At 69.1% G+C, this 24838-nt stretch carries 23 protein-coding genes and 1 pseudogene; 16 read left to right on the top strand and 8 right to left on the bottom strand.

Features of this window, described 5'->3' with window-relative positions; all coding sequences use genetic code 11:
• Positions 1–39 precede the first annotated feature (39 nt).
• The gene (locus HLH28_RS11065) at positions 40–672 is read right to left on the bottom strand and encodes a hypothetical protein (protein ID WP_246396003.1); all 633 of its coding nucleotides are present in this window, start codon (positions 670–672) and stop codon (positions 40–42) included.
• Between the two features lie 358 nt (positions 673–1030).
• On the opposite strand from HLH28_RS11065, the gene HLH28_RS11060 reads away from it, so the two are divergent.
• The 8 genes from HLH28_RS11060 to HLH28_RS11025 all read left to right on the top strand — a co-directional run bounded on the left by HLH28_RS11060 (position 1031) and on the right by HLH28_RS11025 (position 10608).
• The gene (locus HLH28_RS11060; protein ID WP_275943729.1) at positions 1031–2446 is read left to right on the top strand and encodes a cytochrome-c peroxidase; all 1416 of its coding nucleotides are present in this window, start codon (positions 1031–1033) and stop codon (positions 2444–2446) included.
• Positions 2447–2543: 97 nt separating this feature from the next.
• A complete protein-coding gene (locus HLH28_RS11055) occupies positions 2544–3785 on the top strand; it encodes an NAD(P)/FAD-dependent oxidoreductase (protein ID WP_182958953.1) in 1242 nt (413 codons plus the stop codon).
• Between the two features lie 96 nt (positions 3786–3881).
• Positions 3882–4718, top strand: a complete 837-nt coding sequence (locus HLH28_RS11050) for a polysaccharide deacetylase family protein (RefSeq protein ID WP_338029716.1) — start codon at positions 3882–3884, stop codon at positions 4716–4718.
• Positions 4715–6010 carry a putative glycoside hydrolase gene (locus HLH28_RS11045; RefSeq protein WP_338029715.1) on the top strand — a complete coding sequence of 432 codons (1296 nt, stop codon included), beginning with the start codon at positions 4715–4717 and terminating at the stop codon, positions 6008–6010. The genes HLH28_RS11050 and HLH28_RS11045 overlap by 4 nt, the downstream gene beginning before the upstream one ends.
• Positions 6007–6996, top strand: a complete 990-nt coding sequence (locus HLH28_RS11040; protein WP_182958951.1) for an HlyD family secretion protein — start codon at positions 6007–6009, stop codon at positions 6994–6996. Before HLH28_RS11045 ends, HLH28_RS11040 begins: the two co-directional genes overlap by 4 nt.
• Positions 6993–7973, top strand: a complete 981-nt coding sequence (locus tag HLH28_RS11035; RefSeq protein WP_182958948.1) for an ABC transporter ATP-binding protein — start codon at positions 6993–6995, stop codon at positions 7971–7973. The genes HLH28_RS11040 and HLH28_RS11035 overlap by 4 nt, the downstream gene beginning before the upstream one ends.
• The gene (locus HLH28_RS11030) at positions 7970–9106 is read left to right on the top strand and encodes an ABC transporter permease (RefSeq protein ID WP_182958945.1); all 1137 of its coding nucleotides are present in this window, start codon (positions 7970–7972) and stop codon (positions 9104–9106) included. Before HLH28_RS11035 ends, HLH28_RS11030 begins: the two co-directional genes overlap by 4 nt.
• Complete coding sequence (locus HLH28_RS11025) at positions 9103–10608, top strand: efflux transporter outer membrane subunit (protein WP_220790051.1); 1506 nt, start codon at positions 9103–9105, stop codon at positions 10606–10608. Before HLH28_RS11030 ends, HLH28_RS11025 begins: the two co-directional genes overlap by 4 nt.
• 66 nt (positions 10609–10674) lie before the next feature.
• Here the strand turns inward: HLH28_RS11025 and HLH28_RS11020 are convergent, their stop codons facing one another.
• On the bottom strand, positions 10675–10884 hold the full coding sequence (locus HLH28_RS11020) for a hypervirulence associated TUDOR domain-containing protein (RefSeq protein ID WP_182958942.1): 210 nt from the start codon (positions 10882–10884) through the stop codon (positions 10675–10677).
• Between HLH28_RS11020 and HLH28_RS11015 the strand changes: the two genes are divergently transcribed.
• Positions 10883–11506, top strand: a complete 624-nt coding sequence (locus HLH28_RS11015; protein WP_338029714.1) for a DUF488 domain-containing protein — start codon at positions 10883–10885, stop codon at positions 11504–11506. The two genes, HLH28_RS11020 and HLH28_RS11015, sit on opposite strands and share 2 nt — an antisense overlap.
• Here the strand turns inward: HLH28_RS11015 and HLH28_RS11010 are convergent.
• Both HLH28_RS11010 and HLH28_RS11005 read right to left on the bottom strand, forming a co-directional pair.
• On the bottom strand, positions 11464–11748 hold the full coding sequence (locus tag HLH28_RS11010; RefSeq protein ID WP_246396001.1) for a GNAT family N-acetyltransferase: 285 nt from the start codon (positions 11746–11748) through the stop codon (positions 11464–11466). The genes HLH28_RS11015 and HLH28_RS11010 overlap by 43 nt on opposite strands.
• A complete protein-coding gene (locus HLH28_RS11005; RefSeq protein WP_182958937.1) occupies positions 11729–12250 on the bottom strand; it encodes an RrF2 family transcriptional regulator in 522 nt (173 codons plus the stop codon). Before HLH28_RS11005 ends, HLH28_RS11010 begins: the two co-directional genes overlap by 20 nt.
• Positions 12251–12330: 80 nt before the next feature.
• On the opposite strand from HLH28_RS11005, the pseudogene HLH28_RS11000 reads away from it, so the two are divergent.
• Positions 12331–12768: pseudogene (locus HLH28_RS11000) on the top strand (globin domain-containing protein); the annotation flags it as partial.
• Positions 12769–12785: 17 nt separating this feature from the next.
• On the opposite strand, the gene mgtA reads toward HLH28_RS11000, so the two are convergent.
• Positions 12786–15335, bottom strand: coding sequence for a magnesium-translocating P-type ATPase (mgtA, locus tag HLH28_RS10995; RefSeq protein ID WP_182958932.1), 2550 nt, complete (start codon positions 15333–15335; stop codon positions 12786–12788).
• Between the two features lie 258 nt (positions 15336–15593).
• Here mgtA and HLH28_RS10990 point away from each other — a divergent pair, with 258 nt between their 5' ends.
• The 4 genes from HLH28_RS10990 to HLH28_RS10975 all read left to right on the top strand — a co-directional run bounded on the left by HLH28_RS10990 (position 15594) and on the right by HLH28_RS10975 (position 18942).
• Positions 15594–16415, top strand: coding sequence for a class I SAM-dependent methyltransferase (locus HLH28_RS10990; RefSeq protein ID WP_182958930.1), 822 nt, complete (start codon positions 15594–15596; stop codon positions 16413–16415).
• 157 nt (positions 16416–16572) lie between these two features.
• Positions 16573–17118 (top strand): Dps family protein, encoded by a 546-nt coding sequence (locus HLH28_RS10985; protein ID WP_182958928.1) that lies wholly within the window; start codon positions 16573–16575, stop codon positions 17116–17118.
• Between the two features lie 184 nt (positions 17119–17302).
• Positions 17303–17605: a hypothetical protein gene (locus HLH28_RS10980; protein WP_182958926.1), complete on the top strand. Its 303-nt coding sequence runs from the start codon at positions 17303–17305 to the stop codon at positions 17603–17605.
• 158 nt (positions 17606–17763) lie between these two features.
• Positions 17764–18942, top strand: a complete 1179-nt coding sequence (locus HLH28_RS10975; RefSeq protein WP_220790049.1) for an alpha/beta fold hydrolase — start codon at positions 17764–17766, stop codon at positions 18940–18942.
• A gap of 27 nt (positions 18943–18969) precedes the next feature.
• On the opposite strand, the gene HLH28_RS10970 is transcribed toward HLH28_RS10975, so the two are convergent.
• Both HLH28_RS10970 and HLH28_RS10965 read right to left on the bottom strand, forming a co-directional pair.
• Positions 18970–19155, bottom strand: a complete 186-nt coding sequence (locus HLH28_RS10970) for a hypothetical protein (RefSeq protein WP_182958924.1) — start codon at positions 19153–19155, stop codon at positions 18970–18972.
• Between the two features lie 132 nt (positions 19156–19287).
• Positions 19288–20565 carry a glycosyltransferase family 87 protein gene (locus HLH28_RS10965; RefSeq protein WP_182958922.1) on the bottom strand — a complete coding sequence of 426 codons (1278 nt, stop codon included), beginning with the start codon at positions 20563–20565 and terminating at the stop codon, positions 19288–19290.
• 708 nt (positions 20566–21273) lie between these two features.
• Between HLH28_RS10965 and HLH28_RS10960 the strand changes: the two genes are divergently transcribed.
• Both HLH28_RS10960 and HLH28_RS10955 read left to right on the top strand, forming a co-directional pair.
• A complete protein-coding gene (locus HLH28_RS10960; protein ID WP_182958920.1) occupies positions 21274–23016 on the top strand; it encodes a hypothetical protein in 1743 nt (580 codons plus the stop codon).
• A gap of 114 nt (positions 23017–23130) precedes the next feature.
• A complete protein-coding gene (locus HLH28_RS10955) occupies positions 23131–23388 on the top strand; it encodes a hypothetical protein (protein ID WP_182958917.1) in 258 nt (85 codons plus the stop codon).
• A 66-nt stretch (positions 23389–23454) separates the two neighbouring features.
• Here the strand turns inward: HLH28_RS10955 and HLH28_RS10950 are convergent, their stop codons facing one another.
• Positions 23455–24762, bottom strand: coding sequence for an MFS transporter (locus HLH28_RS10950; RefSeq protein WP_182958914.1), 1308 nt, complete (start codon positions 24760–24762; stop codon positions 23455–23457).
• Between the last annotated feature and the right edge of the window lie 76 nt (positions 24763–24838).

Genomic DNA, 24838 nt, shown 5'->3' with positions numbered 1-24838 from the left:
ACGGCGGGTTTTCGCTTTCGCCCGGGATGAACGACGCGGTCATGCGGACGTGTGGAAGGTCGCCCGCGTGCTCAGGGCACCGGGAAGGGACAGCAGGCAGTAGACGATCGAACAGGGCAGGAGCAGCAACCAGCTTGCCGCCGAAACAAGGGCCGGAATGGGTCCGTAATTGCCGAACAGGCCCGCGCCGCCAAAAAAGCCGAAATAGAGAAATCCGATCATTCCGGCGGAAAAGACGGCCTGCGTCGCCCGATTTCCAAACAGGGAGGTCCAGAGCGGGGGCAGGAACCCGAAGAAGAAGCTATAGCTGATCAGAAGAGAGGGAAGGGTCACGATCGGAAGCAGCACCCAGACGGAAAGGTGCAGTCCTTGCGCCAGATAGGCCATGTCGCCGTGCGTCGTGAGTGTCCTGATCGGCGCGTAGCTCCATACATTTGCCGCCCCCATGAGGCCCAGCCAGAACAGGAAGCGTGTTCGGCATCGTGCGATCCCGGCCAGCAGGACGCACAGGCCGTAAAGACAGGCATTCCCCAGGAAGAGGCCGGCGAGCACGATCAGCGCCGCCGACGCGTCATGATGACCCGCGAAAATCGGGGTGTAATTTACGTCCTCGTCGATTTCGCTCTGAAACAGGACATTCGCGACAGTCAAGCGGCCATAATGAAGCGCCAACGGGTTCGGCTTCCAGCCGAGAGCCCACGCTGTAAATGAGTGCGCATATTCATGCAGAAAGAACGCAATGGCATGCGCCAGCAGGACAAGGCCTATTGTCCCGACGAAAAATACCATGTTGTCGCGATTGAAGGGGTGCAGATCTATTTTCAATAGTTTCGACTCCGGCCGTGATCGCGATGGGCGCCGTGTCTAGCCCCTCTTTCGGAAAATGTAACGGCACTGCAATGACCGTTCCCGGTTGGGGCCCTGATCGGTGCAGCCGATCACAGGAATCGGGAGAATCGATTGGGAAGCGCCGGTACCGCATGACAGAACCGTGAACGAATGACTGTCTGAGCGGAGCGGGCCGAGCGTGTTGAAAAGAATGATTTTGTCAGCCTGTGTCGCGGGGATCGTGGCGTACGGCGGGGTCGTCGCCTATCTGGCCCATTTCGATCACGCGACGGCGCCGGTGCTGGTGGCCGGTGCCGCGACCCAGGGCGATCCGACCGCCCTGGCGGCGTTCAACGTGATCCGCGAGGCCCGCTGCGATTACTGCCACGCGGCCAAGACCGACCTGCCGTTCTATTTCCGCCTGCCCGTCGCCCGGCAGCTGATGACCCGCGACCTGGACGAAGGGCTGCGCCATTTCCGGATCGAACCGGTCATCGCGTCGTTCCGGCAGGGCACCGTCCCGGACGAGGAACAGCTGGCCCGGATCGAGGAAGTCATCCGCCAGAACCGGATGCCGCCGACCCTGTACCTGCTGATGCACTGGCACGCGCACCTGTCCGGACGGCAGCGCGACGCGATGCTGGCCTGGATCGCCCAGGTGCGGCGCGACCATTACGCGACGCCAGGCGTCGCCCCCCGCTTCGCGGCCGAACCGGTGCAGCCGATTCCCGAAACCCTGCCGGTCGATTCCCGCAAGGTCGCGCTGGGCCAACGCCTCTTCTTCGACAAGGCCCTGTCCGCGAACGGGCAGGTCAGCTGCGCCAGCTGCCACGCGCTGACCCATGGCGGCGTGGACGGGCTGGTGACGGCGACCGGCGTGTTCGGCCAGAAGGGGCCGATCAACGTCCCCACCGTGTTCGACGCGGCCTTCAGCAAAAGCCAGTTCTGGAACGGCCGGGCCGCGACCCTGGCCGACCAGGCGGCGGGCCCGGTCATGAACCCGAAGGAGATGGGATCGCACGACTGGGCGCAGGTCGCGGCGAAATTGCGAACCGACCCGTCCTATGCCGTCGATTTCCAGGCGGCGTTCGGCCGCGATGCGATCGACCGGCCCACCATCACGGCGGCGATCGCGGAATATGAAAAGACCCTGATCACGCCCGACAGCCGCTTCGACCAGTATCTGAAAGGTGACGACACGGCGCTGAACGATCGGGAAAGGAACGGGTACGCCCTGTTCAAGGATGTCGGATGCTCGGGCTGTCATACGGGTGTCGCGCTGGGTGGCCAGGCCTACGAGGCGATGGGTCTGGAAGGCGATTATTTCGCCGGGCGCGGCGGCGCGCTGACCGACGCCGACAGGGGGCGCTTCATGGTGACGCATTCGCCCGACGACATGGAACGGTTCAAGGTGCCGAACTTGCGCAACATCGCGCTGACCGCCCCATATTTCCATGACGGCAGCGTGAAGACCCTGGACGACGCGGTACGGCAGATGGCCCGCTACCAGACGCCCGCCCACACCCTGTCCGACGAAGACGTGGCCGACATCGTGGCGTTCCTGCGGACATTGACGGGCAGGTATGACGGCAGGACACTGGCCGACACCACGCCGTGACGCCATCCGGCACGCGCCGTGCGACATGTCACGCCGGGCGCATCCTGCCCTGGCGGCCAGCAGGGAACGGGCGACCGGACGGAATGGAAAGAGCGTCATGACAGGCAGAAGCGTCATCGTCCTGGGGGCCGGCATGTGCGGCGTGGGGGCCGCGTATCATCTGCTGGCGCGCGGCTTCGACGTCACGCTGGTCGATCGCGGGCCCCCCGGCCGGGAAACGTCCTATGGCAATGCCGGGCTGATCCAGCGCGAATGCGTCGAACCCCACGCCTTTCCCCGCGATGTCCGCACCCTGCTGAACATCGCCCTCGGCCGGGGGAACGAGGCCCGCTATCACCTCGCGGCCTTGCCCGGCCTGGTTTCGCCCCTGGCGCGCTACTGGTGGAACAGCCGGCCCGCCGCCTATCGCCGGATCGTCGCGGGGTACGAGGCGCTGATCCGCCAATGCCTTGCGGAGCATGCACCGATGATCGCGGCGGCCGGGGCCGATGACCTGATCATGCGCACCGGCTGGAAACTGATGGCCCATTCGGCCGAGAGCTTCGATGCCGAGGCCGAAACCGCCCATCGCCTGTCGCGGGCGTTCGGCGTCAACTCCACCATCCTGGACGCGGCGGCCTTTGCGGCCGCCGAACCGGCCATCCGCCAGCCGGTCGCGGGCGCGATCCACTGGACCGACCCCTGGTTCGTCCGCGATCCGGGGGCGCTGGTCGCGCGCTATGCCGCCCTGGTCCAGCGGCTGGGCGGCCGCATCGCCACGGGCGACGCCGCCAGCCTGCGCCGCGCCGGTGCCGCGTGGTCGGTCGATACCGACGGCGGCCGCATCGACGCGGCGTCGGCCGTGGTCGCGCTGGGCCCGTGGTCCGGCCGGCTGCTGCGGCGCTTCGGCTACCGCTATCCGCTCTTCATCAAGCGCGGCTACCACCGCCACCACCAGGGCGATTCCGGCCTGCGGACGCCGGTGCTCGACCTTCAGGCCGGTACCGTGCTGGCCCCGATGGCGCGCGGCCTGCGCCTGACCACCGGGGCGGAATTCGCCCGGCTGGGCGCCCGCCCCACCCCGGTGCAGCTGGCGCGGGTCGAGGCCCGCGCGCGCCGGCTGGTCGATCTCGGCGCCCCGGTGGAACCCACTCCCTGGCTGGGCAACCGCCCCTGCACGCCGGACATGCTGCCGGTGATCGGGGCGGCGCCGCGTCATGCCGGCCTGTGGTTTCATTTCGGCCACGCGCACCAGGGCTTCACCCTGGGCCCGGCGACGGGCCGGCTGCTGGCCGAACTGATGCAGGGGGAGGTCCCCTTCACCGATCCCGCGCCCTACGCGCCGGCGCGGTTCGGCTGACCCCACGCAACCCCGCGATCACGAAAAGCGGAGGCAAGGCGACGCGCGCGACTGTCTGACGTTGCGGATTCGAACCCTCCGGAAGGCGCGACCGCCGTGCGCACAGGCCCGAATCCCCTGCTCATGGTGCTCCTGTCGTTGCCGCCGGTCGCGCCGGCGGCGGCGGGCGACATGGATCGGGGCATCGCGGTGCTGGCCTATCATCGCTTCGACCCGCTGCATGGCGGGTCGACGACGGTCACCACGCAGGCCTTCGAACGGCAGCTCGACTGGCTCGACGCCCATGGCTATCGCGTGGTCGCGCTGGGGACGGTGGTGGAAAGCCTGCGGGGTACCACGGGCTCGGTCCTCGGCGACGTCGTCGCCTGGGGGCGTACCGTGGCCATCACCGTGGATGACGGCCATGTGTCGGTCTACACGCAGCTCTACCCGATCGTGCGGCGCCGGCATGTCCCGGTGACGCTGTTCATCTATCCGTCGGCGATCTCCCACGCCGCCTACGCCCTGACCTGGGGCCAGCTGGCCGACATGACGCTGTCCGGGCTGGTGACGGTACAGTCCCATACCTACTGGCATCCGAATTTCCATGTCGAACGCACGCGCCGGACGGCGGCGGATTATCGTGCCTTCCTCGATGACCAGCTGGTCCGGTCGAAGGCGGTGCTGGAACGCCGGCTCGGCGCGCCGGTGGACATGCTGGCCTGGCCGTTCGGCATCGTCGACGCCGATCTGCGGGCGGCGGCCGTCCGCGCCGGCTATCGCGCGGCGTTCGCCTATGGCGGCGGGCCGGCCCACCGGGGTGTCGATCCGTTCGCCATCCCCCGTTTGCCGATGTCCGACGCGGACCAGGGGACGGTGCTCGCCGCGCGGCTGGGGGACGCAGGATTGGATAACAGACTGGCGCCGGCCGCCCCGGGACGCGCCGTACCGTGACGTCCCGGGGGGCGCGCGGTCCCGCTATCCCGGTCCCGATCCGCGCAGCCCTGGTCCTGGCGGCCCTGTGGCTGGTCCTCGCCGCCGGCCCGGCCCGGGCGGTGACGGTCCGGGTGGTGGACGCGGCGACCGGCAGGGGCATCGCGGATGCGACGGTGGTGCTGGGGGGCAGCGTGCTGTCGGCCGACGAGGCCGGCCGCGTCCGGCTGGACGACCGGCCCGGCCGCCTGTTCGTCCGCGCGCCGGGTTATCGCGCCGGCGCCTTCGCCGCCGACCCGTTGTCGCCGGACCAGGCGCTGCCGCTGGTGCCGTTCGCGCCCCGGGCGCTGTACCTGTCCAGCTACGGCGTCGGGTCCGCGACCCTGCGCGGGGCGGTGCTGGCGCTGATCCGCGATGCCGGGCTGAACGCGGTGGTCGTCGACGTCAAGGGCGATCGCGGGCTGGTCCCCTATCCCAGCGCCATTCCCCTGGCCGGTGCGATCGGCGCGCGCGCGATGACGACCATTCCCGACCTCGCGGCGCTGGTCGCGATGCTGCATGGTCGCGGGCTCTACGCCATCGCGCGGATCGTGGTGTTCCGCGACCTGCCGCTGGCATCCGGCCGGCCGGACCTGGCGGTGCGCCGGGCCGACGGCGCGCCCCTGCGCGACCGCGAGGGCATGGCCTGGACCGACCCGTTCCAGCCGGCGGTGCGCGCCTACAACATCGACATCGCGGTCGAGGCCGCCCGTGCCGGTTTCGACGAAATCCAGCTCGACTACGTGCGCTTCCCCGACGGACCGGCACAACTGCGCTTCCTGGTCCCGGCGACGCAGGCCTCGCGCCTGGCGGCCATCGCCGGCTTCCTGGCCGAGGCCCGGGGCCGGCTGCTGCCCTACAACGTCTATCTGGCGGCCGATATCTTCGGGTACGTATGCTGGAACCTCGACGATACCGGCATCGGCCAGCGGCTGGCGGAACTGGCGCCCCATGTCGATTACCTGTCGCCGATGCTCTACCCCTCGGGCTTCCTGTTCGGCATTCCCGGCTATCGCGACCCGGTCGGCCACCCGTATGACATCGTCTATCGCTCGCTGGAAATGGCGCGCCGCCGGCTGGGGATTTCGCCCCTGCGGTTCCGCCCGTGGCTCCAGGCCTTCAGGGACTATGCGTTCGACCGACGGGTCTTCGGTCCCGCCGAAATCGCCGCCCAGATCCGGGGGGCGACCGATTTCGGGTCCGACGGGTGGATGCTGTGGAATCCGCGCAACGTCTATGACGCGGCGGCGCTGGGCCACGCGCCGCCGTCATGACGGCCCGGCGGCTGGTCACCGGGCTGGTGCTGCTCGCCCTTGCCGGCGCGGCGGTATGGTGGGCGCTGTCGCGCCGCCCCGCCCCGGTGGTGTGGCAGGGCTATGTGGACGCCGATTTCGTCAGGATCGGCCCGACCCGGCAGGGCGTGCTGACGCGGGTCCGGGTCGCGCGCGGCGACGCTGTCGCTGCCGGCGCGCCCCTGTTCGACCAGGACGACGTCGCCGAACGCGCGGCGCGGGACCAGGCGGCGCGCCAGGCCGAGGAAAGCGCGCGCCTGCTCGCCAATTTGCAGGGACCGGGCCGCGACACCGAAATCCGCCAGGCCCAGGCCAACCTGGCCGACGCCGTGGCGACGCGCGACCGTGCCCGCGCGGATGCCCGCCGGCTGGAAGACGCGGCCCCCGCCGGCGCGGCGACGTTCCAGGCACGGGACCAGGCGCGGGCCGAATACCGGTCGGCCCAGGCCCGGGTCGACAGCCTGGGCGCCGCATTGGACCAGGCCCGCGCGCCCACCGGCCGGGCCGAGCAGATCCGCGCCCAGATGGCGGCGGCCGGGGCGTCGCGCGCCGCCCTGGCGCTCGCGGACTGGCAACTGGCCCAGCGCCACGCCACGGCCCCCGCGGCCGGCATCGTCGCCGATGTCCTGGCCCGCCCCGGCGAGGTCGTCGATGCCGGCGTGCCGGTCGTCTCGCTGCTGCCGCCGGGCAATATCTTCATCCGCCTGTTCGTGCCGCAGGCGATGCTGTCGCGGGTCCATCCCGGCGACCGGGTGGCGCTGGCCTGCGACGGCTGCGCGCCGGGGCTGGAGGGCACGATCGATTTCATCTCGCCCCAGGCCGAATACACGCCCCCGCTGATCTACAGCGACGAAAGCCGGGCCAAGCTGGTCTACCTGGTCCAGGCACGCCCCCGCCCCGACCAGGCCGCGCGGTTCAATCCCGGCGAGCCCGTCACCGTGCGCCCCCTGGCGGCAGGCGCGCCATGATCCCGCCCCCCGACGCCCCTCCCGGCCCGGCGCGCGACGACGTCCCGCCCCACGATGGCACCTCGTCCGGCGACGTCATCGACGTGCGGGACCTGCGCAAGGATTTCGGCACGCGCCGGGTGGTCGACGGCCTGACGCTGCGGGTCCCCCGGGGCGAGGTCTGCGGTTTCCTGGGCGCGAACGGCAGCGGCAAGACGACGACCATCCGCATGCTGTGCGGATTGCTGGCGCCCGACGGCGGAAGCGGCACCTGCCTGGGGCTGGACATCGTGCGCGACGCGCCGCTGATCCGCCGGCAGGTCGGCTACATGACGCAGCGATTCAGCCTGTACGAGGACCTGACGGTGTCCGAAAACCTGGATCTCGTCGCCGGGCTCTACGAACTTCCGGATGCGTGCGCCGCCGTCGCCGACATCATGGACCGCATGGGGCTGCGCGACCGCGCGGGCCAGCTGGCCGGCCAGCTGTCCGGCGGGTGGAAGCAGCGGCTGGCCCTGACCGCCTGCGTGCTGCACCGGCCGCAACTGCTGCTGCTGGACGAACCCACGGCCGGGGTCGACGTGAAGGCGCGCCGCGCGTTCTGGGACCTGATCCACGATCTGGCCGGGGAAGGGCTGACGGTCCTGGTCTCCACCCACTACATGGACGAGGCCGAGCGCTGCGCCCGAATCGTCTACCTCGCCGGCGGGCGCATCGTCATCCAGGGCAGCGCGGCCGAGGTGGTCGGGCGCGTCGGCCTGGTCACGTTCGAGGGCACCGGCGCCCCGGTCGAGGACGCGGCACGGCGGATCCGCGCGGCGCCGGGGGTCGAGGCCGCGACGGTGCTGGGCCGCGTGCTGCACATCGCCGGCATGGACCGCGCCCTGCTGGACGCCGCGATCGCCACATGCGGGGCCGGCCTGGTCTGGCGCGAGGTCGATCCGCGCCTGGAGGACGTGTTCATCCATCTGCTGGGCGAGCAGGGGCCGCCGCGATGACGGCCTTCTCCGTCCGGCGCTTGCGGGCGCTGCTGCGCAAGGAATGGCTGCAGGTGAAGCGCGACCCGATGACCCTGCGCCTGATCGTCGCGCTGCCGGTGATGCAATTGCTGATCTTCGGCTACGCGATCAATTCCAACCCGCACGACCTGCCCACGGGCGTGCTGATGGCGCAGCCCTCGACCTACGAGCGCACGATCGTCGCCGCGCTGCGCAATTCGGGCTATTACCGGATCCGCCTCCTGTCCTCGGAACGCGAGGCCGAGGAGGACATCGCCCAGGGCAACCTGCTGTTCGTCGTCAACGTCCCGCCGGGGTTCGACCGCAGCGTGGACCGGGGTGAAGCGCCGGCGATCCTGATCGACACCGACGGCACCGATCCCACGGCCATCGGCTACGCCACCGCGGCGCTCGGCGGCCTGACGGGCGTGCTGGCGCGGGACCTGCCGCCGGTCCGTCGGGCGGCGGCGACGGCCGCCCCGGCGGGGCCGCCGTTCCGCTTCGTGGTGCATACCCGCTACAATCCCGAACAGCTGACGGTGCTCAACGTCGTCCCGGGCCTGATCTGCGTCGTGCTGATGATGTCGACGCTGATGCTCACGACCCTGGCCATCACCCGCGAGCGCGAACGCGGAACGATGGAGAACCTGCTGGCGATGCCGGTCCGCCCGATCGAGGTCATGCTGGCCAAGATCGCCCCCTATGTCGGGATCGGCTATCTGCAGGTGCTCATCATCCTGCTGGTCGCGGTCGGGCTGCTGCACCTGCCGATCCACGGGTCGATCGTGCTGCTGTTCGCGGTGCTGGGGCTGTTCATCGCCAGCAACCTGGCGCTGGGCATCACCTATTCCACCCTGGCCGCCAACCAGATGCAGGCCCAGCAGATGGCGCAGTTCACCATGCTGCCGTTCATGCTGCTCTCGGGCTTCGCCTTTCCGTTCCAGGGCATGCCGCGCTGGGCCCGCATCGTCGGCGAAATCATGCCCACGACCCATGCCATGCGGATCGTGCGCGGCCTGCTGCTGAAGGGCAACGGCATGGCGGACATCCTGCCCGACCTCTGGCCGATCGCGCTGTTTACCGGCTGCACGGTCGCGATCGCGGTGCGGTTCTACCGGGAAACCCTGGATTGACGCGCCATGCCCCCGCGCCGCCGCGATCGGGAACGGCCGCGGGGCTGGCCGCCGGGCTGCTCGCCCTGGCGATGACCGGGCCCGGCTGCACGATGGGTCCCGATTTCCGGCCGCCGCCTGCCGGCCTGCCCGCCGCCTGGCACGACAGGTCGGGGGCCGACGCGATCGTCCTGTCGGACCCCGATCCCGCCTGGTGGCACCTGTTCGGCGATCCGGTCCTGACCGGCCTGGTCGCCCGCGCCACGGCGGGAAACCTCGATGTCCGGCAGGCGCTGGCGCGCATCGTCCAGGCCCGGGCGCAGGAACAGGCCCAGCGCGCCGCCGGCCTGCCCAGCCTCGACGCCTCGGCGCGCTACACCCGCGAACGGCTGGGCGAGGCCGGCCTGTTCGCCCTGCTGGGCGGTGGGACGGGGGCGGCCGGCCAGCAGCCCTTCCTGGGGTCCGGCATCGGGGGGCTGACGCAGGGGACGGACCTCTACCAGGTCGGCTTCGACGCCTCGTGGGAACTCGACCTGTTCGGCCAGGTGCGGCGCGGCGTCGAACAGGCGCGGGCGCAGGCGCAGGTCCGGATCGAAAATCGCCGCGACGCCCTGGTCACGCTGCAGGGGGACGTGGCGCGGACCTATCTGGGCCTGCGCGCCGCCCAGGCCCTGCTGACGGCGGCCCGGGCGGAGGTGGCGGCGCGGGCCGGCCTCCTTGCCCTGGCGCGCATCCGGCGCGGGCTGGGCCTGTCCGACCAGATGGATGTCGACCAGGCCCGGGACGACCTGACCCGGGCGGCGGCGGGACTGCCCGACCTGGTGCGGCAGGCGGACCAGGCGATGAACGACCTGGCCGTCCTGACCGGGCAGCCGCCGGGCGCGCTGGATGCCGAACTGGCCGTCGTCCGGCCCCTGCCGGAGGTCCCGGTCCCGCTCGCGATCGGCCTGCCGACGGCGCTGGCCCGGCGGCGGCCGGATATCCGCGCCGCCGAGGCCCGCCTGCACGCGGCCACCGCCGGAATCGGCGTGGCGGTGGCGCAGTTCTATCCCGACCTCACCCTGACCGGGCAGTTCGGCCAGCGGACCCTGGCGCTGAAGGATCTGGCGGACTGGGGCAACAGCTTCTACCAGTTCGGTCCCGCGATCTCGCTGCCGCTGTTCCAGGGCGGGCGGCTGCGGGCGAATCTCCGCCTGGCCCGCGCACAGGCGGCCGAGGCCGCGCTGGCTTACCGCCAGGCCGTGCTGGCCGCCCTGCGCGACATCGATGACGGCCTGTCCGCCCTGCACGCCGACCGGACGCGCCGGCAAAGCGACGACCAGGCCGTGGCAACGGCAACCGACCGGATCGCCCTCGCGCGCGTGCGCCGGCGCGACGGGCTGGCGGACCGCCGCGCGATCCTCGACGACCAGGCCACCCTGGCCGCCGCGCAACAGGACGCGCTGCGCGGGCACCTCCAGGTGCTGCTGGACGTCGTGGCGCTGTACAAGGCGGCCGGTGGCGGATGGCAGGTCGGGCCCTGAAATTCCCCGGTCCCGACCGCATTCCACGATCTGGAAGACGTCCGCCGCACGGGAAATACAAAAAAATCAGGAATATGTCAGGACCGTTCCCTTGTGGAACGCGATATGCCCGGTCTTCGAACTCCGGATTTCATATTGCGGTGCGTCCGGACGCGCATGGTGGGTATAACCGTTGACGTCGAAATCCTGCGTGTGAATGCGGACGATCGTCCCCCCGACGCGCCCGGCTTCGGAATTCCACCAGACCTGGTCGCCAATGTGAAAGCCCCGTTCCATGGCTTTTCCCGATGATGTCGACGACGCGCGGCGAACGGGGCTCCGGCTTGCGACGGGCGTCCCCATGGATTCTTTCTTTACGATCGGGCATTCGACCCGGACGCTCGACGCGTTCGTCGGTCTGCTGCGGCAGGCCGGCGTCGCACGTGTCGTCGATGTCAGATCCATTCCACGATCCCGGACTGCACCGCAATTCAACAAGGAGACATTGCCGCAGGAACTGGCGTTACGTCAGGTCGGATACGACCACCTGCCGGCATTGGGCGGACGGCGCGGCCGATCCCGGACAATCGCGGACTCGGTCAATGCCTTCTGGAAGGTGCGCGGTTTCCGGAATTACGCTGATTACGCGCTCACCCGGCCCTTTGCCGAAGGCCTGGCGCACATGCTCGATCTCGGGCAACGGCACCGCTGCGCGATCATGTGCGCCAAGGCAGTCTGGTGGCGGTGCCATCGCCGCATCATTGCCGATCACCTCATCGCCTCGGGGCGGGCAGTCTTCCATATCCTCGGGCCAGGACATGTCGACGCAGCGAAACTGACGCCCGGGGCGGTCATTCGCGCCGATCGTACGGTCGTCTATCCCGGTTCCGCGGCGATCAGGTCGGCGTCGTCGGGGTGACGTCGCAGATAGGCGGCAATGAACGGACACACCGGAATGATCCGCACCTGCCGCCGGCGCGCCTCGTCCAGGACGGCCCGGGCAAGCCGGCCGGCAATGCCGCGCCCCTGAAGCGCGGGCGGAACTTCCGTGTGCCGCAGGACAAGATGACCCTGCTTCCAGCTGTAATCGACGAAAGCGACCGCGTTGCCCTCGTTCATTTCGAAGCGATGCCGGGCCGTGTCATCCCTCAGATCGGTCATGGTCGTGGTCTCCCGGGGGATCCGCCAGGGGCTGGATCTGGCGTCCCGGATGATCCGGGGCAAGGCGCGCCTGCAATCGCGTGCGCTCCCGTTCGGTCAGAAGGTCCGCCAGGGTCTGCCGATCCAGAACGGCCATGAAGGCCGCAAGGGCATCGCCGAACAGGCCCTGCAACCGGCATGCGTTGGCCAGCACGCAGGCGCGCATGTCGTCGTCGCGGCCCTGCTGCATGCAGCCGACCAGCGCCATGTCGTCCTCGGTATGGCGCACGACATCGCCGATGCGGATCTGCGCGGGCGGCCGGGCCAGCATCAGGCCGCCGCCGCGTCCGCGGATCGTTTCTATAAACCCGCCGCGCCCCAGCTTATGGACGATCTTGACCAGATGGTTCTCGGATATCCTGTACGCCGCGGCGATTTCATGAATGGCGGTCCGCCGGTCCGCCCGCAGGCCCAGATAGATCAGGGTGCGCAGGGCATAGTCGGTATGAAGGGTCAGCCGCATTGGTAAAGATGTATCATATTGACATCTTTTTTCCAGCCCGCTTTAAGGTGCATTAAATGCACATCTTAAGGTATCCGATCATGACCGGTTCCATGGATCCTCATACGATTGCCGTCATCAAGGCGACGGTCCCGGCTCTGGAAGCCCACGGGCTGGAGATCACGCAGGAGATGTACGCGCGCCTGTTCCGCACGCCGTCGATCAAGGCCTTGTTCGACATGTCGCGGCAGGGCAGGGACGGCGCGCAGCCGCGCGCCCTGGCGCTGGCCGTGCTGGCCTACGCGCGCAACATCGACAACCCGGGCGTCCTGGACAAGGCGGTCGACCATATCGCGCACCGGCATGTGGACGCGCATATCCTGCCGGAGCATTATCCCTATGTCGTAGAGGCGTTGCTGGGGGCGATTTCCCATGTCCTGGGCGACGCCGCGACCCCCGAGGTTCTCGAGGCCTGGGGCAAGGCCTACTGGGTGCTCGCCGATATCCTGATCGGACGTGAAAAGGCGATCTGCGCCGCCTGACGCGGGCCCGCACCCTACGTCTTCCGGCGCGGCGACACGACCAGCGGCTTCACCAGCTCGACGGTCGCCAGGTACGCGACCGTCAGCGCCGCGATGGCCGCCAGCATGGCCAGGGGCGGGGGATCGAACCCGAACCACGCGCCGGCCGGGGTGAAGGGCAGGACCAGCGCCACCGCCAGCGCCGACAGCGACGAGGCGACCAGCGCGGGATGCGGCCGGTTGCGCCACGGGCGTCCGTTGGTGCGGATCAGGAAGATCACCAGGATCTGCGTCACCATCGATTCCAGGAACCATGACGTGCGGAACCGCGCCTCCGTCGCGTGGAACACCAGGATCAGCGTCGCGAAGGTCAGCGCGTCGAACACCGACGACAGCGGCCCCATCACGGCGGCGAAGCGCATCAGCCCGCCCATGTCCCAGACCTGCGGCCGCGCCGTGGCCTCGGGCCGGACGGTATCGAAGGGGATGCCGATTTCCGAACAATCGTACAGCAGGTTGTTCAGCAGGATCTGCCCCGGCAGCATCGGCAGGAACGGCAGCGTCATCGACGCGACGGCCATCGACAGCATGTTCCCCAGGTTCGAACTGGCCCCCATGCGGACATATTTCAGGATATTGGCGAAGGTCCGCCGCCCTTCCTCGACGCCGGCGGCGACGACCTCCAGGTCCGGTGCCAGCAGGATCATGTCGGCCGCCGCCTGCGCCACCCCCGTCGCGCCGTCGACCGACAGGCCGACATCCGCCATTTTCAGGGCCGGCGCGTCGTTGATCCCGTCGCCCAGGAAGCCGACGACGGCGCCCCGGGCCTGCAACGCCCGGATGATCCGCGATTTCTGGTCGGGCGCCAGCCGCCCGTAGGCATCGACCGCGCGCACCTGCACCGCCAGCGCCTCGTCGTCCAGCCCGGCGATGTCCGCGCCGGACAGGATGCCCGTGGCATCGATCCCCACCAGCCCGGACAGGCGTTCGACGATGGCCGGATCGTCCCCCGACAGGATCTTCAGCCGGATGCCCGCCGCGGCCAGACGGGCGATCGCCCCCGCCGCCGTCGGCTTGGGCGGGTCGACGAAGGTGCACAGCCCTTCGAAGACCAGGCCGGCCGCCGCGCCCAGCGCGGTTTCGGACGCGATCTCGGGCATCGGGCCGCTCCACGGGCGCGACGCGACGGCGACCGCGCGCTGGCCGTCCCGCGCCAGGTCCAGCACCAGGGCCGACACCCGGTCCCGCGCCGCCGCATCCATCCCCGCCTGGCCCGGACCGGCCGCGCGCTGCGTCGCGCAGAGCGGCAGGATGGCTTCGGCCGCGCCCTTGACGATCAGCAGCCGCCCTTCCGGGCCGGACGCCAGCACCGCGCCCATCCGGCGGTCGAAATCGAAGGCGCCGTGGCCCTCCGGACGCCATCCGTCCTCGGCCCCGGGCGCCGCCTGCCGAAGGGCCAGGTCCAGCGACCCGCGATCGCCGCCCAGGGCCGCCGCGATCGCGCCCAGCCGCGCGGGGCGGCCGTCCGGCGTGCCGGACGGGGCCAGGCTGCGCGCCAGCGCGATCTCGGCGGCGGTCAGGGTGCCGGTCTTGTCGGTGCACAGCACGGTCATCGCGCCCAGGTCGTGGATGGCGGCCAGGCGCTTGACGATGACCTTGCGCCGCGCCATCCGCAGCGCCCCGCGCGACAGGGTGACGGTGGTGATCATCGGCAGCAGCTCGGGCGTCAGCCCGACCGCCAGCGCCACGGCGAACAGCAGCGAATCCAGCGCCGGCCGCCCGGACAGGACGCGCAGCGCCAGCACCACCAGCACCAGCGCCAGCGTCAGCCGCGCGACCAGCAGACCGAACGCATGCAGGTCGCGCTGGAACGGCGAGGGAACCTGCGCCTCGGCCAACGCCGCCGCCGCCGTGCCGAACAGGGTGGCCCGTCCGGTGCCGACCACCAGCCCGACGGCCGTGCCCGTCCGCGCGACCGACCCGCGAAAGATCGCGTTCGTGGCCTCGGCCGGCAGCACGGAGGCGACGCGTCCGGGCCGCTTTTCCACCGGATAGGGTTCGCCCGTCAGCGCGGCCTCCCCGACCGTGAAGGCGTCGCTGTCCAGTACCAGCGCATCGGCCGGGACGATGTCGCCGGCGCGAACGCGCACGACGTCGCCCGGCACGATCGCCGCCACGTCGACGTCGCCGAACCGCCCGTCGCGCCGGACCTCCGCCCGGATTGCCACCGATCGGCGCAGGGCCTCGGCGGCCCGGTTGGCATAGCCTTCCTGCACGGTATCCAGCCCGATCGACAGCACCAGGATGGCGACGATGATCGACCCGCCCCCGGTGTCGCCGGTCGCCACCGACACCGCCCCCGCCGCCAGCAGGATCAGCGACAGGGGCTCCAGCAGGCGGCGCAGGACGGCGGCCAGGGGGCGTGTCCGGCCGGGCTGGAGGTCGGTGTTGGGGCCATGGATCGCCAGCCGCTCGGCGGCCTCGGCCGACGTCAGGCCCTCCAGCCCGCAGCCCAGGCCCGCCGCCAGCGTATCCGCGGGCAGGGTCCAGAAGAGCGTCGGGTCGAAGCGCTGCGGGTCTGCCATGGCGGCGCCGATGCGGCTGGGGCGTTCGGAAAGGGCATCGACGATACACCTGACCGGTCGATCGGGACATGATGATGTATTCCCGTTTTCCGCATGGTCTGGCTGCGTGCCCTGACGATTCGCGCGGTCCGGGCGCGGAATGGCGCGCTCCGCCGGCGACGCGGCCGGGAAAATCCGACCGTCGCCTGATCGTGACGCCGGCCCGCCTGCGAAGGGTGCCAGAAGCGGACGAGCCAACACTCCAAGGCAGGCATGCGCATGAACAGGACATCGACGGGCGGCCCCCCGAAGCCCGACACGTCATATTTCGACCGGCGCAGCGCGACGTACGACCGGGACGAGGTCCATCACCGCGTCGTGTCGCTGCTGCTGGCGGCGGCGGATATCCGGCCGGGATCCCGCGTTCTGGACGTTGCCACGGGTACGGGGATACTGGCCCTCGCCGTCGCGCCCGGGGTCGGGCCCACGGGCCAGGTCGTCGGCGTCGACATCTCCCCCGGGATGCTGGCCGAGGCGCGACGAAAGGCGGCGGACGTCGGGGTGCGGAATATCGATTTCGTCCTGGCCGATGCCGAGCGGCTGCATTTCCCGGACCGGAGCTTCGATCAGATCTTCTGCGCGTCGTCCCTCGTGCTCATGTCCGATATCCCCCGCGCCCTTCGTCATTGGTGCGATCTCCTCAGGCCCGGCGGTGGCATCGCCTTCGACACGCCTGCCCGCCCTTTCGGCCTCTCGCAGATGATCGCGGAGAGCGCCGCCGGGCATGGGGTGCGTCTCGCCTACGCCGACGTGGCGGATACGCCCGGCAAATGCCGACGGCTTCTGGAGGCGGCCGGGTTCGAGGTCGTGGCGGTCCGAACCGAACGCGCCGCCGCCACGCCGGTCGCGCTGGATGCGGCCATCGCGTTCTGGGACAGCCGCCTGGACCATCCCGCCTGGCAGGCGCTGCGCCAGTCGTCTCCGGCGACGCGTGATGCCGTGCGGTCGGACTATATCGGCAGGGTCACCGCCGCGGCGGTGGGGGGATATGTTCCCAATGACACGGCCTTGAATATCGCGGCCGGACGCAAGCCGGCGTGATGCGGGCCACGCGCGGCCGGTCGCGGCACGCGTTGCGCCGCTCGGGATCGTGCCATGCGGGAACGCGGCCTTTGCGGGTACGTTGTGATGGCTCAGTCTGCGGAACGGGGAGGGGCGTTCCCCTTCCCGCTTTCAGGCACCAGGCAGGGAGACCAGCATGACCAACAAGGCAAATGCGACTGCGGCCGGCGCGGCGGACGTCCGGTCCCATCTCGGGACACCGACGGACCTGAAGCAGGCGGCGGTGCACGATATTTCGGCGGGGCTGCGGGCCGTCCTGGCGGATGTGTTCGCGCTGTATATCAAGACGAAGAATTTCCACTGGCACATGAGCGGCCGGCATTTCCGCGACTACCACCTGCTGCTGGACGAGCAGAGCGACCAGATCTTCGCGATGACCGACCCGCTGGCCGAACGCGCGCGCAAGATCGGCGGGACGACGCTGCATTCGATCGGCGAGATCGCCCGGCTGACGAAGGTGGCCGACAACGACGCGCCGTATGTGACGCCGGAGGACATGCTGTCCGAACTGCGCGAGGACAATCTGGCGCTGACCGCGCGGATGCGCCAGGTCCATGGCGTGTGCGACGAGGGCGGCGACGTCGCCACGGCCAGCCTGCTGGAAAACTGGATCGACGAGACCGAGCGCCGCACCTGGTTCCTGTTCGAATCCACCCGACCCGCCTTCGGCAGCAACAGCTGACGCCATAGCTGACGTCATCCCCCGGCATGCCCCGCCCGCCGCCGCGTCCTGACGGCGGGGGCGGGCCCCGGATATGCGCCGGGCCGTCAGGCGGCCGGCCTCGGGTTACATTTCGCTACGCAACAGAACATTCCGGATCGCCCGTCTTCTGTATCCTTCCCGCCGGAGGATTCGGATGAAACGCATGATCGGAATAATGGGCGGCCTCGCCCTGCTTGCGGCGCTGTCCGGTTGCGACGACGCGCCCGGCGGCATGTCGGACCGCGACGCCTGCCATCGCTCCCATGGGGGCCACCACCGCATGGGTGGTGGCGGCATGGGCGGCGGGGGAATGGGCATGGGTGGTGGCATGGGCGGCGGAATGGGGGCCGGCATGGACTCGGGCATGGGCGGCGGCATGGGTGGCGGAATGGGATCCGGCATGGGTGGCGGCCTCCCCGGGGACGGTGCCGGCGACTCCGGCGGCTCTTCGGGCGGAGACTGCTGACAGGCTGCGTGAAATCCCGCGTGCGGGCGGCGATCCGACACGCGTTTTCAGCGCTCCGATGCTCGCGGCCCATAGGCACGCTCTCACCAGCCCATTTTCAGACGGCCTCCGACAAGGCCGTCGGCCGCCCTTCCGCCCTGACGGTGCCGGACCCGCACGTGCCCCCGTCCCGCGGGTCCGTCATGCGTATCGGCAAGGGTGGCGGTCCCGCACCGTCCGGACTACGTTGCGACGCAGGAACGGCCGGGCGGATCGCGGGCCGCGGGCAGGGGGAACGGGTCGCGATGGCGGGACGGGATGCGGGGCAAGGCTGCGGCCGGCGGCATATGATGCTGGGCGCCGGGGCGTTCTGGACGGCGGCGGCGGCCGGCGCGCCGGCCTGGGGCGATGCCCCCGCGCCCGTCCTTCGGCCCGATCCCGAACGACCCGATCGCGAAATGATGGTGCCCGTGCCCGGCGGGCGGGTCTACGTCCGGGTCAACGGGCGGCTGGCGGATGGCGTATCCCCCGGTGCTCCCCTGCCGGTGGTGTTCGTCCATGGCGGCCCGGGCGGCAACCATGCCGCGTTCCTGAACGCGCTGCCGCTTGCCGACGACCGGCCTGTCATCCTGTACGATCAGCTCGACAGCGGCCTGTCGGACCATCCCGGCGACCCGCGCAACTGGACGGTCCCCCGCTTCGTGGCAGAGCTGGAGGCGATCCGCACGGCGCTGGGCATCCCGCGCTGGCATGTCTGCGGGCACAGCTGGGGCGGAACGGTCGCGCTGGAATATGCGGGCCGGCGGCCGCCGGCCCTGGCGGGCCTGGTGCTGGGCGCGCCGCTGGTCTCGACGCGGATCTGGCTCCGCGACGCGGCGGCCCTGCGGGACGCCCTTCCGGCCGATCCCCGCGCCACCCTCGCGGCGTGCGAGGGCCGCATGCCGCCCGCGGCCGCGACCTGCGACCGGGCGACGGACGTCTTCTACGCCCATTATCTGCGTCGCCGCCCCCCGTCCGCGCTGGCCGAACGCTACCGCCAGGCGCATGGCGGACTGAAATCGGATCTGCGGCTGTACGAAACCATGTGGGGCAGGTCGGAATTTTCCGCCACGGGCACCCTGCGCACCTATGACGGCACACCCCTGCTGGCGCGGCTGGACGGGCGCCGCGTGCTGTTCATGGTGGGCCAGTATGACGAAGTGCGCGTCACGACGGCCGAACGCTTCGTCGCGGCGGTGCCCGGTGCGGGCCTGACGGTGATCGCCGACGCCGGACATGCGACGTTCAGCGATGCGCCGGCGGCCAGCCTCGGTGCGCTACGCGACTGGCTGGCCGGCCAGGACACCATGCCGGCCTGACGGGCCGGTACCTGGACGGGCCGGTACCTATTTGGTCTTGGCGGCCCGCGCCTTTGCGGTCGGGGCCGCAGCGGCGGCGGCAGGCGGCTCGTGCAGGTCCAGCATCCGCTCGTTGCCCGCGCGTCCCGGCACCTTGGCGTAATGCGCGGCGCCGTAATGCGGGGGCTTGTGCCGGCCCGGCGTATGCTTGTGGGTATGGCCCTTGGATGACATGGCACCCTCCTTGTGACGCAAGGGCACATGGTGCCGGCGCCCGCCCGATGCAGCACCCCCCGACGTCACGATCGCGGCACATCGTCCGGCCTGTCGGCGCACGGCCCCACACGCCACGCCGCTTCCACGACGTCAGGACCGGGCCGAGACGGCCATTGTGTCCTCGGTCTCCCGCGTGCCGATGCCGTTGGGCATGCGCCATTTGGACGGCATCAGCAGGCTGCTGCGAAACAGCGCCAGCAGGAACACGCACGCGCCGATCAGCCAGATCGAGGCAAGCGTGCGCGTGCAGATGAACCCGATGCGACCGGCCAGGATGGAGGGATAGGTGGCCGGCATCGACGTGAAGACGATGCCGCACCACACCAGCCTGTCCGTCAGCGCCCCGCCCGGCAGCGGCATCCGCCCGACGATGTACAGGCTCCACGGCAGCAGCAGCAGCAGATAGTAATGCGTCCACGAAACCGGGCTGGTGACGATGCAGAACGCGATCAGCAGGGAAAAATCGAATACATCCGACATGTCATGCCTGGCCCCCGCGGGCCCGGCGTTCCTGGCCCGCCATGCGAAGCTGGAGAACACGACCAGCGCCAGCAGGGAAACCGACAGGATCTTCGACAGGATGGGCATCGGGAAGGGCTGGTCATGCAGGTACCAGTCGTAGACATATTTCGATCCCGTCGAAAGCCGCAGCAGGAACGCATTGATGGACTGGTTGTTGAACGCGCCGATTGTCTGCTTGGTGTACTGGACGATGCACCATTCATACCATCCGTGCGTGATATGCCAGCCGAATACGGCCACGGACGACAGGGCCGTGACCGCGCCGACCGCGGCGCAGGACGCGGCGGCCCGCCAGTTCCGCCTCCAGAGGAAGTAGATCAGGAATATCGAGATCATCGGCTTGATGGTGGCGCAGAATCCGATCACCAGTCCGGTGGAATACATCTTCTTCCGTTGCAGCAGGCCAAGGCTCAGGATCAGCAGCAGAAGGATGAAATGCGTCGTGTTCCCCATGTCGAACAGGCTGTACCACAGCGGTCCGTTGCATATGAAAAACAGGGCCAGAATCGTCCGCGTCCTGGCGTCGCAGCCTTTCGACAGCAGCAGGAACGACGCGACGATCGCCATGACGCCCAGCGTGCAGAATACGATTTCGGCCAGCGTGGGCCCAAGATATGTAAAAGGCGCGAACAGATAGACATCGATCGGAAGATTGACGAATTTCCGGTTCATCAGGAACGGAACCAGTGCCTCCCGGCCATGATGCAGCACGGCGTCGGCGGCGTCGTAATAGCAGTCGCGGAAATCGGCCAGGAACAGGGGCGGTTTTATGAAATACAGCGGAAACCATATATTGATGAATATCGACAGGATTGCCAGAAACGAAAGTGGAATGATAATTGCCATGGCACATTTCCTTTTGGCAAGGATATATGTATGTCATTCAAAATGATCTAAAATAATCTCTTATGATATTTATAATACCGTCACTGGTTCCCTATATCCGCAGAGGCGTCTTGCGGAAACGCGAAATCTTCATGCCTGTCATGGAAATATTCCGATAAAATAACGATATTCTTCGCGGACGCTCGCGCCGCATCCCGCGACATGGATTCTTCAGGCGATCGTCTCAGACGTTTCCATATCCTCCAGGCCGCTGTTCCCTCCGCCTCGCATCGTCCGGCAGGCCACGCCATTCCATGCCGTGCCCCAGGCTCCGGTCAGCAGAATTCGCCCTCGCGCGACGGGCCAGGCCGCGATCGGCCGCAATAATGGGTGTCAATGCCGATCGGCCCCGCCGGTTTCCGGCGAAGCGCAAGATATTACGCGGGCGCAGTCCGGAACGACCGATCCTTGTCCTGCTGCCCCGGCGCCGCGGCCGGACGAAACCCACGGGCGCGTCGCCCGACCCGGACACGTTTCGGCGATCCACATGAAACTTTCTCAATCGGGGGATGTTCGCTTCCCGGTCATCCAGAGGAGGGCGGTCGTGCGCACGGCGAAGAGCGTTGTAGAAGCCCGGTCCTCCTGTCCCGCGCCCTCCTGTCCCCCGCCCTCCTGTCCCGTGTCCGCCCGGATGCCATCCGGATCCCGCCCTCGCGGTGGCGTGCCGGCATGACCCAATCCCTTCTGATGCCGCGTACGGCGGCAGGGCGCGCGCAGCATGTCGCGAACTGGCGGATGGATTTCGTCATCGTATCGTTCGGCGCGCTTTTTTCCCTGATGCTGTCGGGATATTCCGCCGGCGAGGAAAATAATTTCTATCAGTTGCCGATCCTGGGTGGTCTCTACAACGAACCGCAATTTGCAAACGATCCGTTCATCCAGAGCCTGCGCTATTACGCGTCCGGATTCTGGCAACTGCTTTCCGGCCGCGTGGATAGTCCCGAAGTCTATGTGCTCCTCTTCATCTTCCAGCTTCTGTCGAGGATGATACTGTTTGCCGGCCTGCTGGCCTGGGCGGCCCTGCTGGGGATCGAGGGCGATCGGGAACGGCTGGTGTTCACGGCGCTTGCCGCACTGTCCTCGACCCTCAACGGATTTTCGGACGCGGGCGTCGGCGGCCTGCTGATCACCAGCTTCACCCATTCCGAGGCCGCGAACGGCACGACCCTGCTGGCGCTGGCCTGGGCGGCGCGCGGGCGGGTGACCACCGCGTTCGCCATGAACGGCGTGACGTTCTTCCTCAACGCATTCGTCGCCGTCTGGACGGCGGTTCCGCTGGCCTTCATCATCGTGGCACAGTGGCGGAAGGGGCGCTGGACGCCGCGCGGATTCCTGGTGCGGGCCCTGGCGGGCCTTGCGATCTTCGCGATCCTGGCCGCGCCCGTGACGCGCAATATCCTCGCCGATCCCTATACCCGGCCCACGCCCGGCTTCGATTACATCGCCTTTCTGGAATCGTTCTTCCCGTACCACTTCCTGATCTGGAGCAACCCCCTGCGGGAAATCGGGCTGCTCGCGGTCATCTTCTGCTGCGGGCTGCTGGCCGCGCAGATGCTGCGGGCGCCCGACGCGTTCCTGGCACCGGCGCTCTGCGGCGCCGCCGCGGTCTGGGTCGCGGGCGTCGTGCTGCCCTATGTCACGCATGACCGCATGCTGCTGGACCTGCATCTGCTGCGCGCGGGCAGCACGATCCACCTGCTGGCCGCGATCGCGATCGCGGCCCTGGCGACCCGATGGAGCTTCTCCCGCGATCGCGTCGATCGCGGCCTGGGGGCGCCCGCATTGATCGTGCTGTCCTGCACGTTCAAGGTCGCGATGCCGCTGGCCCTGCTGCTGCTGCTGGCGCGGCGCCTGTGGCCGGGCGCGACCGTGCCATGGTCCACTCCCGTGCCGTGGTACATCTATGCGGGGCCGGCTCTTCTGCTGGTGGTGGTCCTGTTCAACGGCGCGCGCATCTATCATGCCGCGAAATGGAGTGGGACCGTCGCCGACTGGCGGAACGACTGGCAGGCCCTGGGATCATGGGCCCGGACCCGGACCCCCGTGCAGGCCATGTTCCTCGTCCCGTCCGGCATCACGCGCGGAACGGTCCTGTTTGCCAGGAATGACGCCGATCAGAACAGGCTTGCCGAAGGCGGCTCCGTCTTCAATTATTTTTCCCATCGGCAATCCTGGGTGTTCTCGCCGTACGGGGCGGCGGTGATGTGGGCGCCCGCCTATTACTGGACGTGGCGGACCCGCCTGACCGAGATCAAGGCCCTGAATACGCTGACCGAACGCCTGGGCTATGCCGCCCGGCACGGCATCGCCTACGTCGTCGACGGATGCGCCCAGCCCGATCCGCACCCGGCGGCTGCCGCACGGTTCGGACGGCTGTGCGTCTTCGCGGTGCCCGAAACCGGCGCGGCGTGAAAGCCTGTTCGAAAATGCGGGCGGACGGCGATAAGGCGCATATTTTCGTCAAGACCTCTTCCTTTTTCCCGGCCATGCGCCATACGTCCTCCGTCCAGAAGCAAGGGGGACGCTATGTGTGACGAAGGCGAGGCGATCGTCGGCTTTCTCGTGGTGCGGGAAGTCGCCGATGACGAGGTCGAGTTCTGGGACCCGGAAAACGGCTGGAGCGACGATCCGGACGAGGGCAGGCTGTACGAGACCGAGGACGAGGCCGAGCAGGCCGCGCGGGATCTTCGGGCCGAAGACCCGGCCACGATAACGGTCGAACCCGTTTTCGAGGACGACGAGGACGAAGATGAAGACGCGGACGAGGAAGACGAAACCCTCTGACGCCCCTCGTCCACGGCGCTTCCCGGTGCGGCCGCCCGCACCGGGAGAAGCGCCGGGGGCGGATTTCTATCGCGGGGCCGGCGACCGGCCGGACAGGCTCGAAAATCGCGTCTCGGGCAGCAGGGCATAGCTGAACCCGGCGCCCAGCAGAAGAACGCTTCCCATGGCGCACAGGAAGCTCGCCGTGCCGAAGCGTTGCACCACGACCGGAAACATCTGGGTAGTGATCGCCGCGACAAGCCGGCTCGACGCGACGGTGATGCCGATGCCCAGTGCGCGCAGCCGCGTCGGAAACGCTTCGGGCGGATAGACATAGGTCAGGCTGTCCGCCGACGTCAGCAGAAGTCCGAACAGCGCGAGAAGGGTGACGGCGCCGGCCGGCGGAAGGTGCAGGACCGCGACCAGGATCAGGCACAGCCCCTCCCCGCACAGGCTGGCCGTGGCGAGGACCCGGCGCGGCAGGGCATCCACCATGCACAGCCCCAGCAGGGAGCCGCCGAAAAGCAGCATGTCGTAGGCCACCCCCGCCATGAACGGGTCCGACATGCCCACGTCGGCCAGGACATGGGGCAGGAACGCCGTCAGGACGAGATAGGGAACATTGTGCAGGGCATAGAAAATCCACATGCCCAGCGCGGGGCGCCGGTGCGGCGCCCGCAGCAGGTCCGACGCCCGTCCGGCACCCGCCGTCGGGGCATGCGCGCCGGGAAGATGGCGGATGCCCAGATGGTCGTTCAGGACCCGGCGCGCCGCGTCATGGCGTCCGCGTTCGATCAGCCACAGGAATGATTCCGGCAATCCATGGCGGATGACGGCGCCCAGCGCGGCCGGAATCGCCGCGCTGGCGAAAATGACGCGCCATGGCGACGCAAGGCCGAGATGGAGCACCCCGACCCCCGCGACGAACGCCCCCGAATAGCCGCCGACCCACGCGACGCTGAGCCAGCTCATCATCCGCCCCCGCATCCGGGACGGCATGAATTCCCCGACATAGATCTTGGTCGCGACATAATCGACGCCCAGCAGGCAGCCGATGGCGAAGCGCAGGCCGACCAGCACGGACAGGCCCGGCACGAACAGATGGCCCAGCGCCAGGACCGCGAACACCGGCATGTCCAGCACGAAGGGACGGCGCCGGCCGAAGCTGTCGATGATCCGGCCCGCGAACAGGCTTCCCAGCAGCAGCCCCAGCAACGGCGCCGCCGCGACGAGGCCGCTTTCCGCCGCATCCAGCCGCAACGCCTGCTGCACGCCCGGCAGCGCGGCGCTGACCGAGCCGAGGACGTACCCATCCGTCAGAAGCCCCAGCGCGCCCGCGAACAGGATGCGCCAGTGAAAGCGCGAGAGCGGAAGAGTATCGAAACGTTCCATCATCGAACGGAGTGTGCTTTCCTGCGGTGCATCTTGTCAAAATCATGATGTCGAAAAGCAGAATCGGACATGGAGGCCG

The sequence above is a fragment of the Gluconacetobacter tumulisoli genome (assembly GCF_014174155.1).
GTDB lineage: Bacteria > Pseudomonadota > Alphaproteobacteria > Acetobacterales > Acetobacteraceae > Gluconacetobacter > Gluconacetobacter tumulisoli.
Note: the sequence above shows the minus strand (reverse complement) of the source record. Positions and strands in the feature narration are given on the sequence as shown.

Excerpts from the sequence above, each read along its gene's own strand:
- HLH28_RS11055 (WP_182958953.1), top strand. The coding sequence starts at position 2,544 with ATGACAGGCAGAAGCGTCATCGTCCTGGGGGCCGGCATGTGCGGCGTG.
- HLH28_RS11040 (WP_182958951.1), top strand. The coding sequence starts at position 6,007 with ATGACGGCCCGGCGGCTGGTCACCGGGCTGGTGCTGCTCGCCCTTGCC.
- HLH28_RS11035 (WP_182958948.1), top strand. The coding sequence starts at position 6,993 with ATGATCCCGCCCCCCGACGCCCCTCCCGGCCCGGCGCGCGACGACGTC.
- HLH28_RS11030 (WP_182958945.1), top strand. The coding sequence starts at position 7,970 with ATGACGGCCTTCTCCGTCCGGCGCTTGCGGGCGCTGCTGCGCAAGGAA.
- HLH28_RS11015 (WP_338029714.1), top strand. The coding sequence starts at position 10,883 with ATGGCTTTTCCCGATGATGTCGACGACGCGCGGCGAACGGGGCTCCGG.
- HLH28_RS11020 (WP_182958942.1), bottom strand. The coding sequence starts at position 10,884 with ATGGAACGGGGCTTTCACATTGGCGACCAGGTCTGGTGGAATTCCGAA.
- HLH28_RS11010 (WP_246396001.1), bottom strand. The coding sequence starts at position 11,748 with ATGACCGATCTGAGGGATGACACGGCCCGGCATCGCTTCGAAATGAAC.
- HLH28_RS11005 (WP_182958937.1), bottom strand. The coding sequence starts at position 12,250 with ATGCGGCTGACCCTTCATACCGACTATGCCCTGCGCACCCTGATCTAT.
- mgtA (WP_182958932.1), bottom strand. The coding sequence starts at position 15,335 with ATGGCAGACCCGCAGCGCTTCGACCCGACGCTCTTCTGGACCCTGCCC.
- HLH28_RS10990 (WP_182958930.1), top strand. The coding sequence starts at position 15,594 with ATGAACAGGACATCGACGGGCGGCCCCCCGAAGCCCGACACGTCATAT.
- HLH28_RS10985 (WP_182958928.1), top strand. The coding sequence starts at position 16,573 with ATGACCAACAAGGCAAATGCGACTGCGGCCGGCGCGGCGGACGTCCGG.
- HLH28_RS10980 (WP_182958926.1), top strand. The coding sequence starts at position 17,303 with ATGATCGGAATAATGGGCGGCCTCGCCCTGCTTGCGGCGCTGTCCGGT.
- HLH28_RS10970 (WP_182958924.1), bottom strand. The coding sequence starts at position 19,155 with ATGTCATCCAAGGGCCATACCCACAAGCATACGCCGGGCCGGCACAAG.
- HLH28_RS10965 (WP_182958922.1), bottom strand. The coding sequence starts at position 20,565 with ATGGCAATTATCATTCCACTTTCGTTTCTGGCAATCCTGTCGATATTC.
- HLH28_RS10960 (WP_182958920.1), top strand. The coding sequence starts at position 21,274 with ATGACCCAATCCCTTCTGATGCCGCGTACGGCGGCAGGGCGCGCGCAG.
- HLH28_RS10955 (WP_182958917.1), top strand. The coding sequence starts at position 23,131 with ATGTGTGACGAAGGCGAGGCGATCGTCGGCTTTCTCGTGGTGCGGGAA.
- HLH28_RS10950 (WP_182958914.1), bottom strand. The coding sequence starts at position 24,762 with ATGATGGAACGTTTCGATACTCTTCCGCTCTCGCGCTTTCACTGGCGC.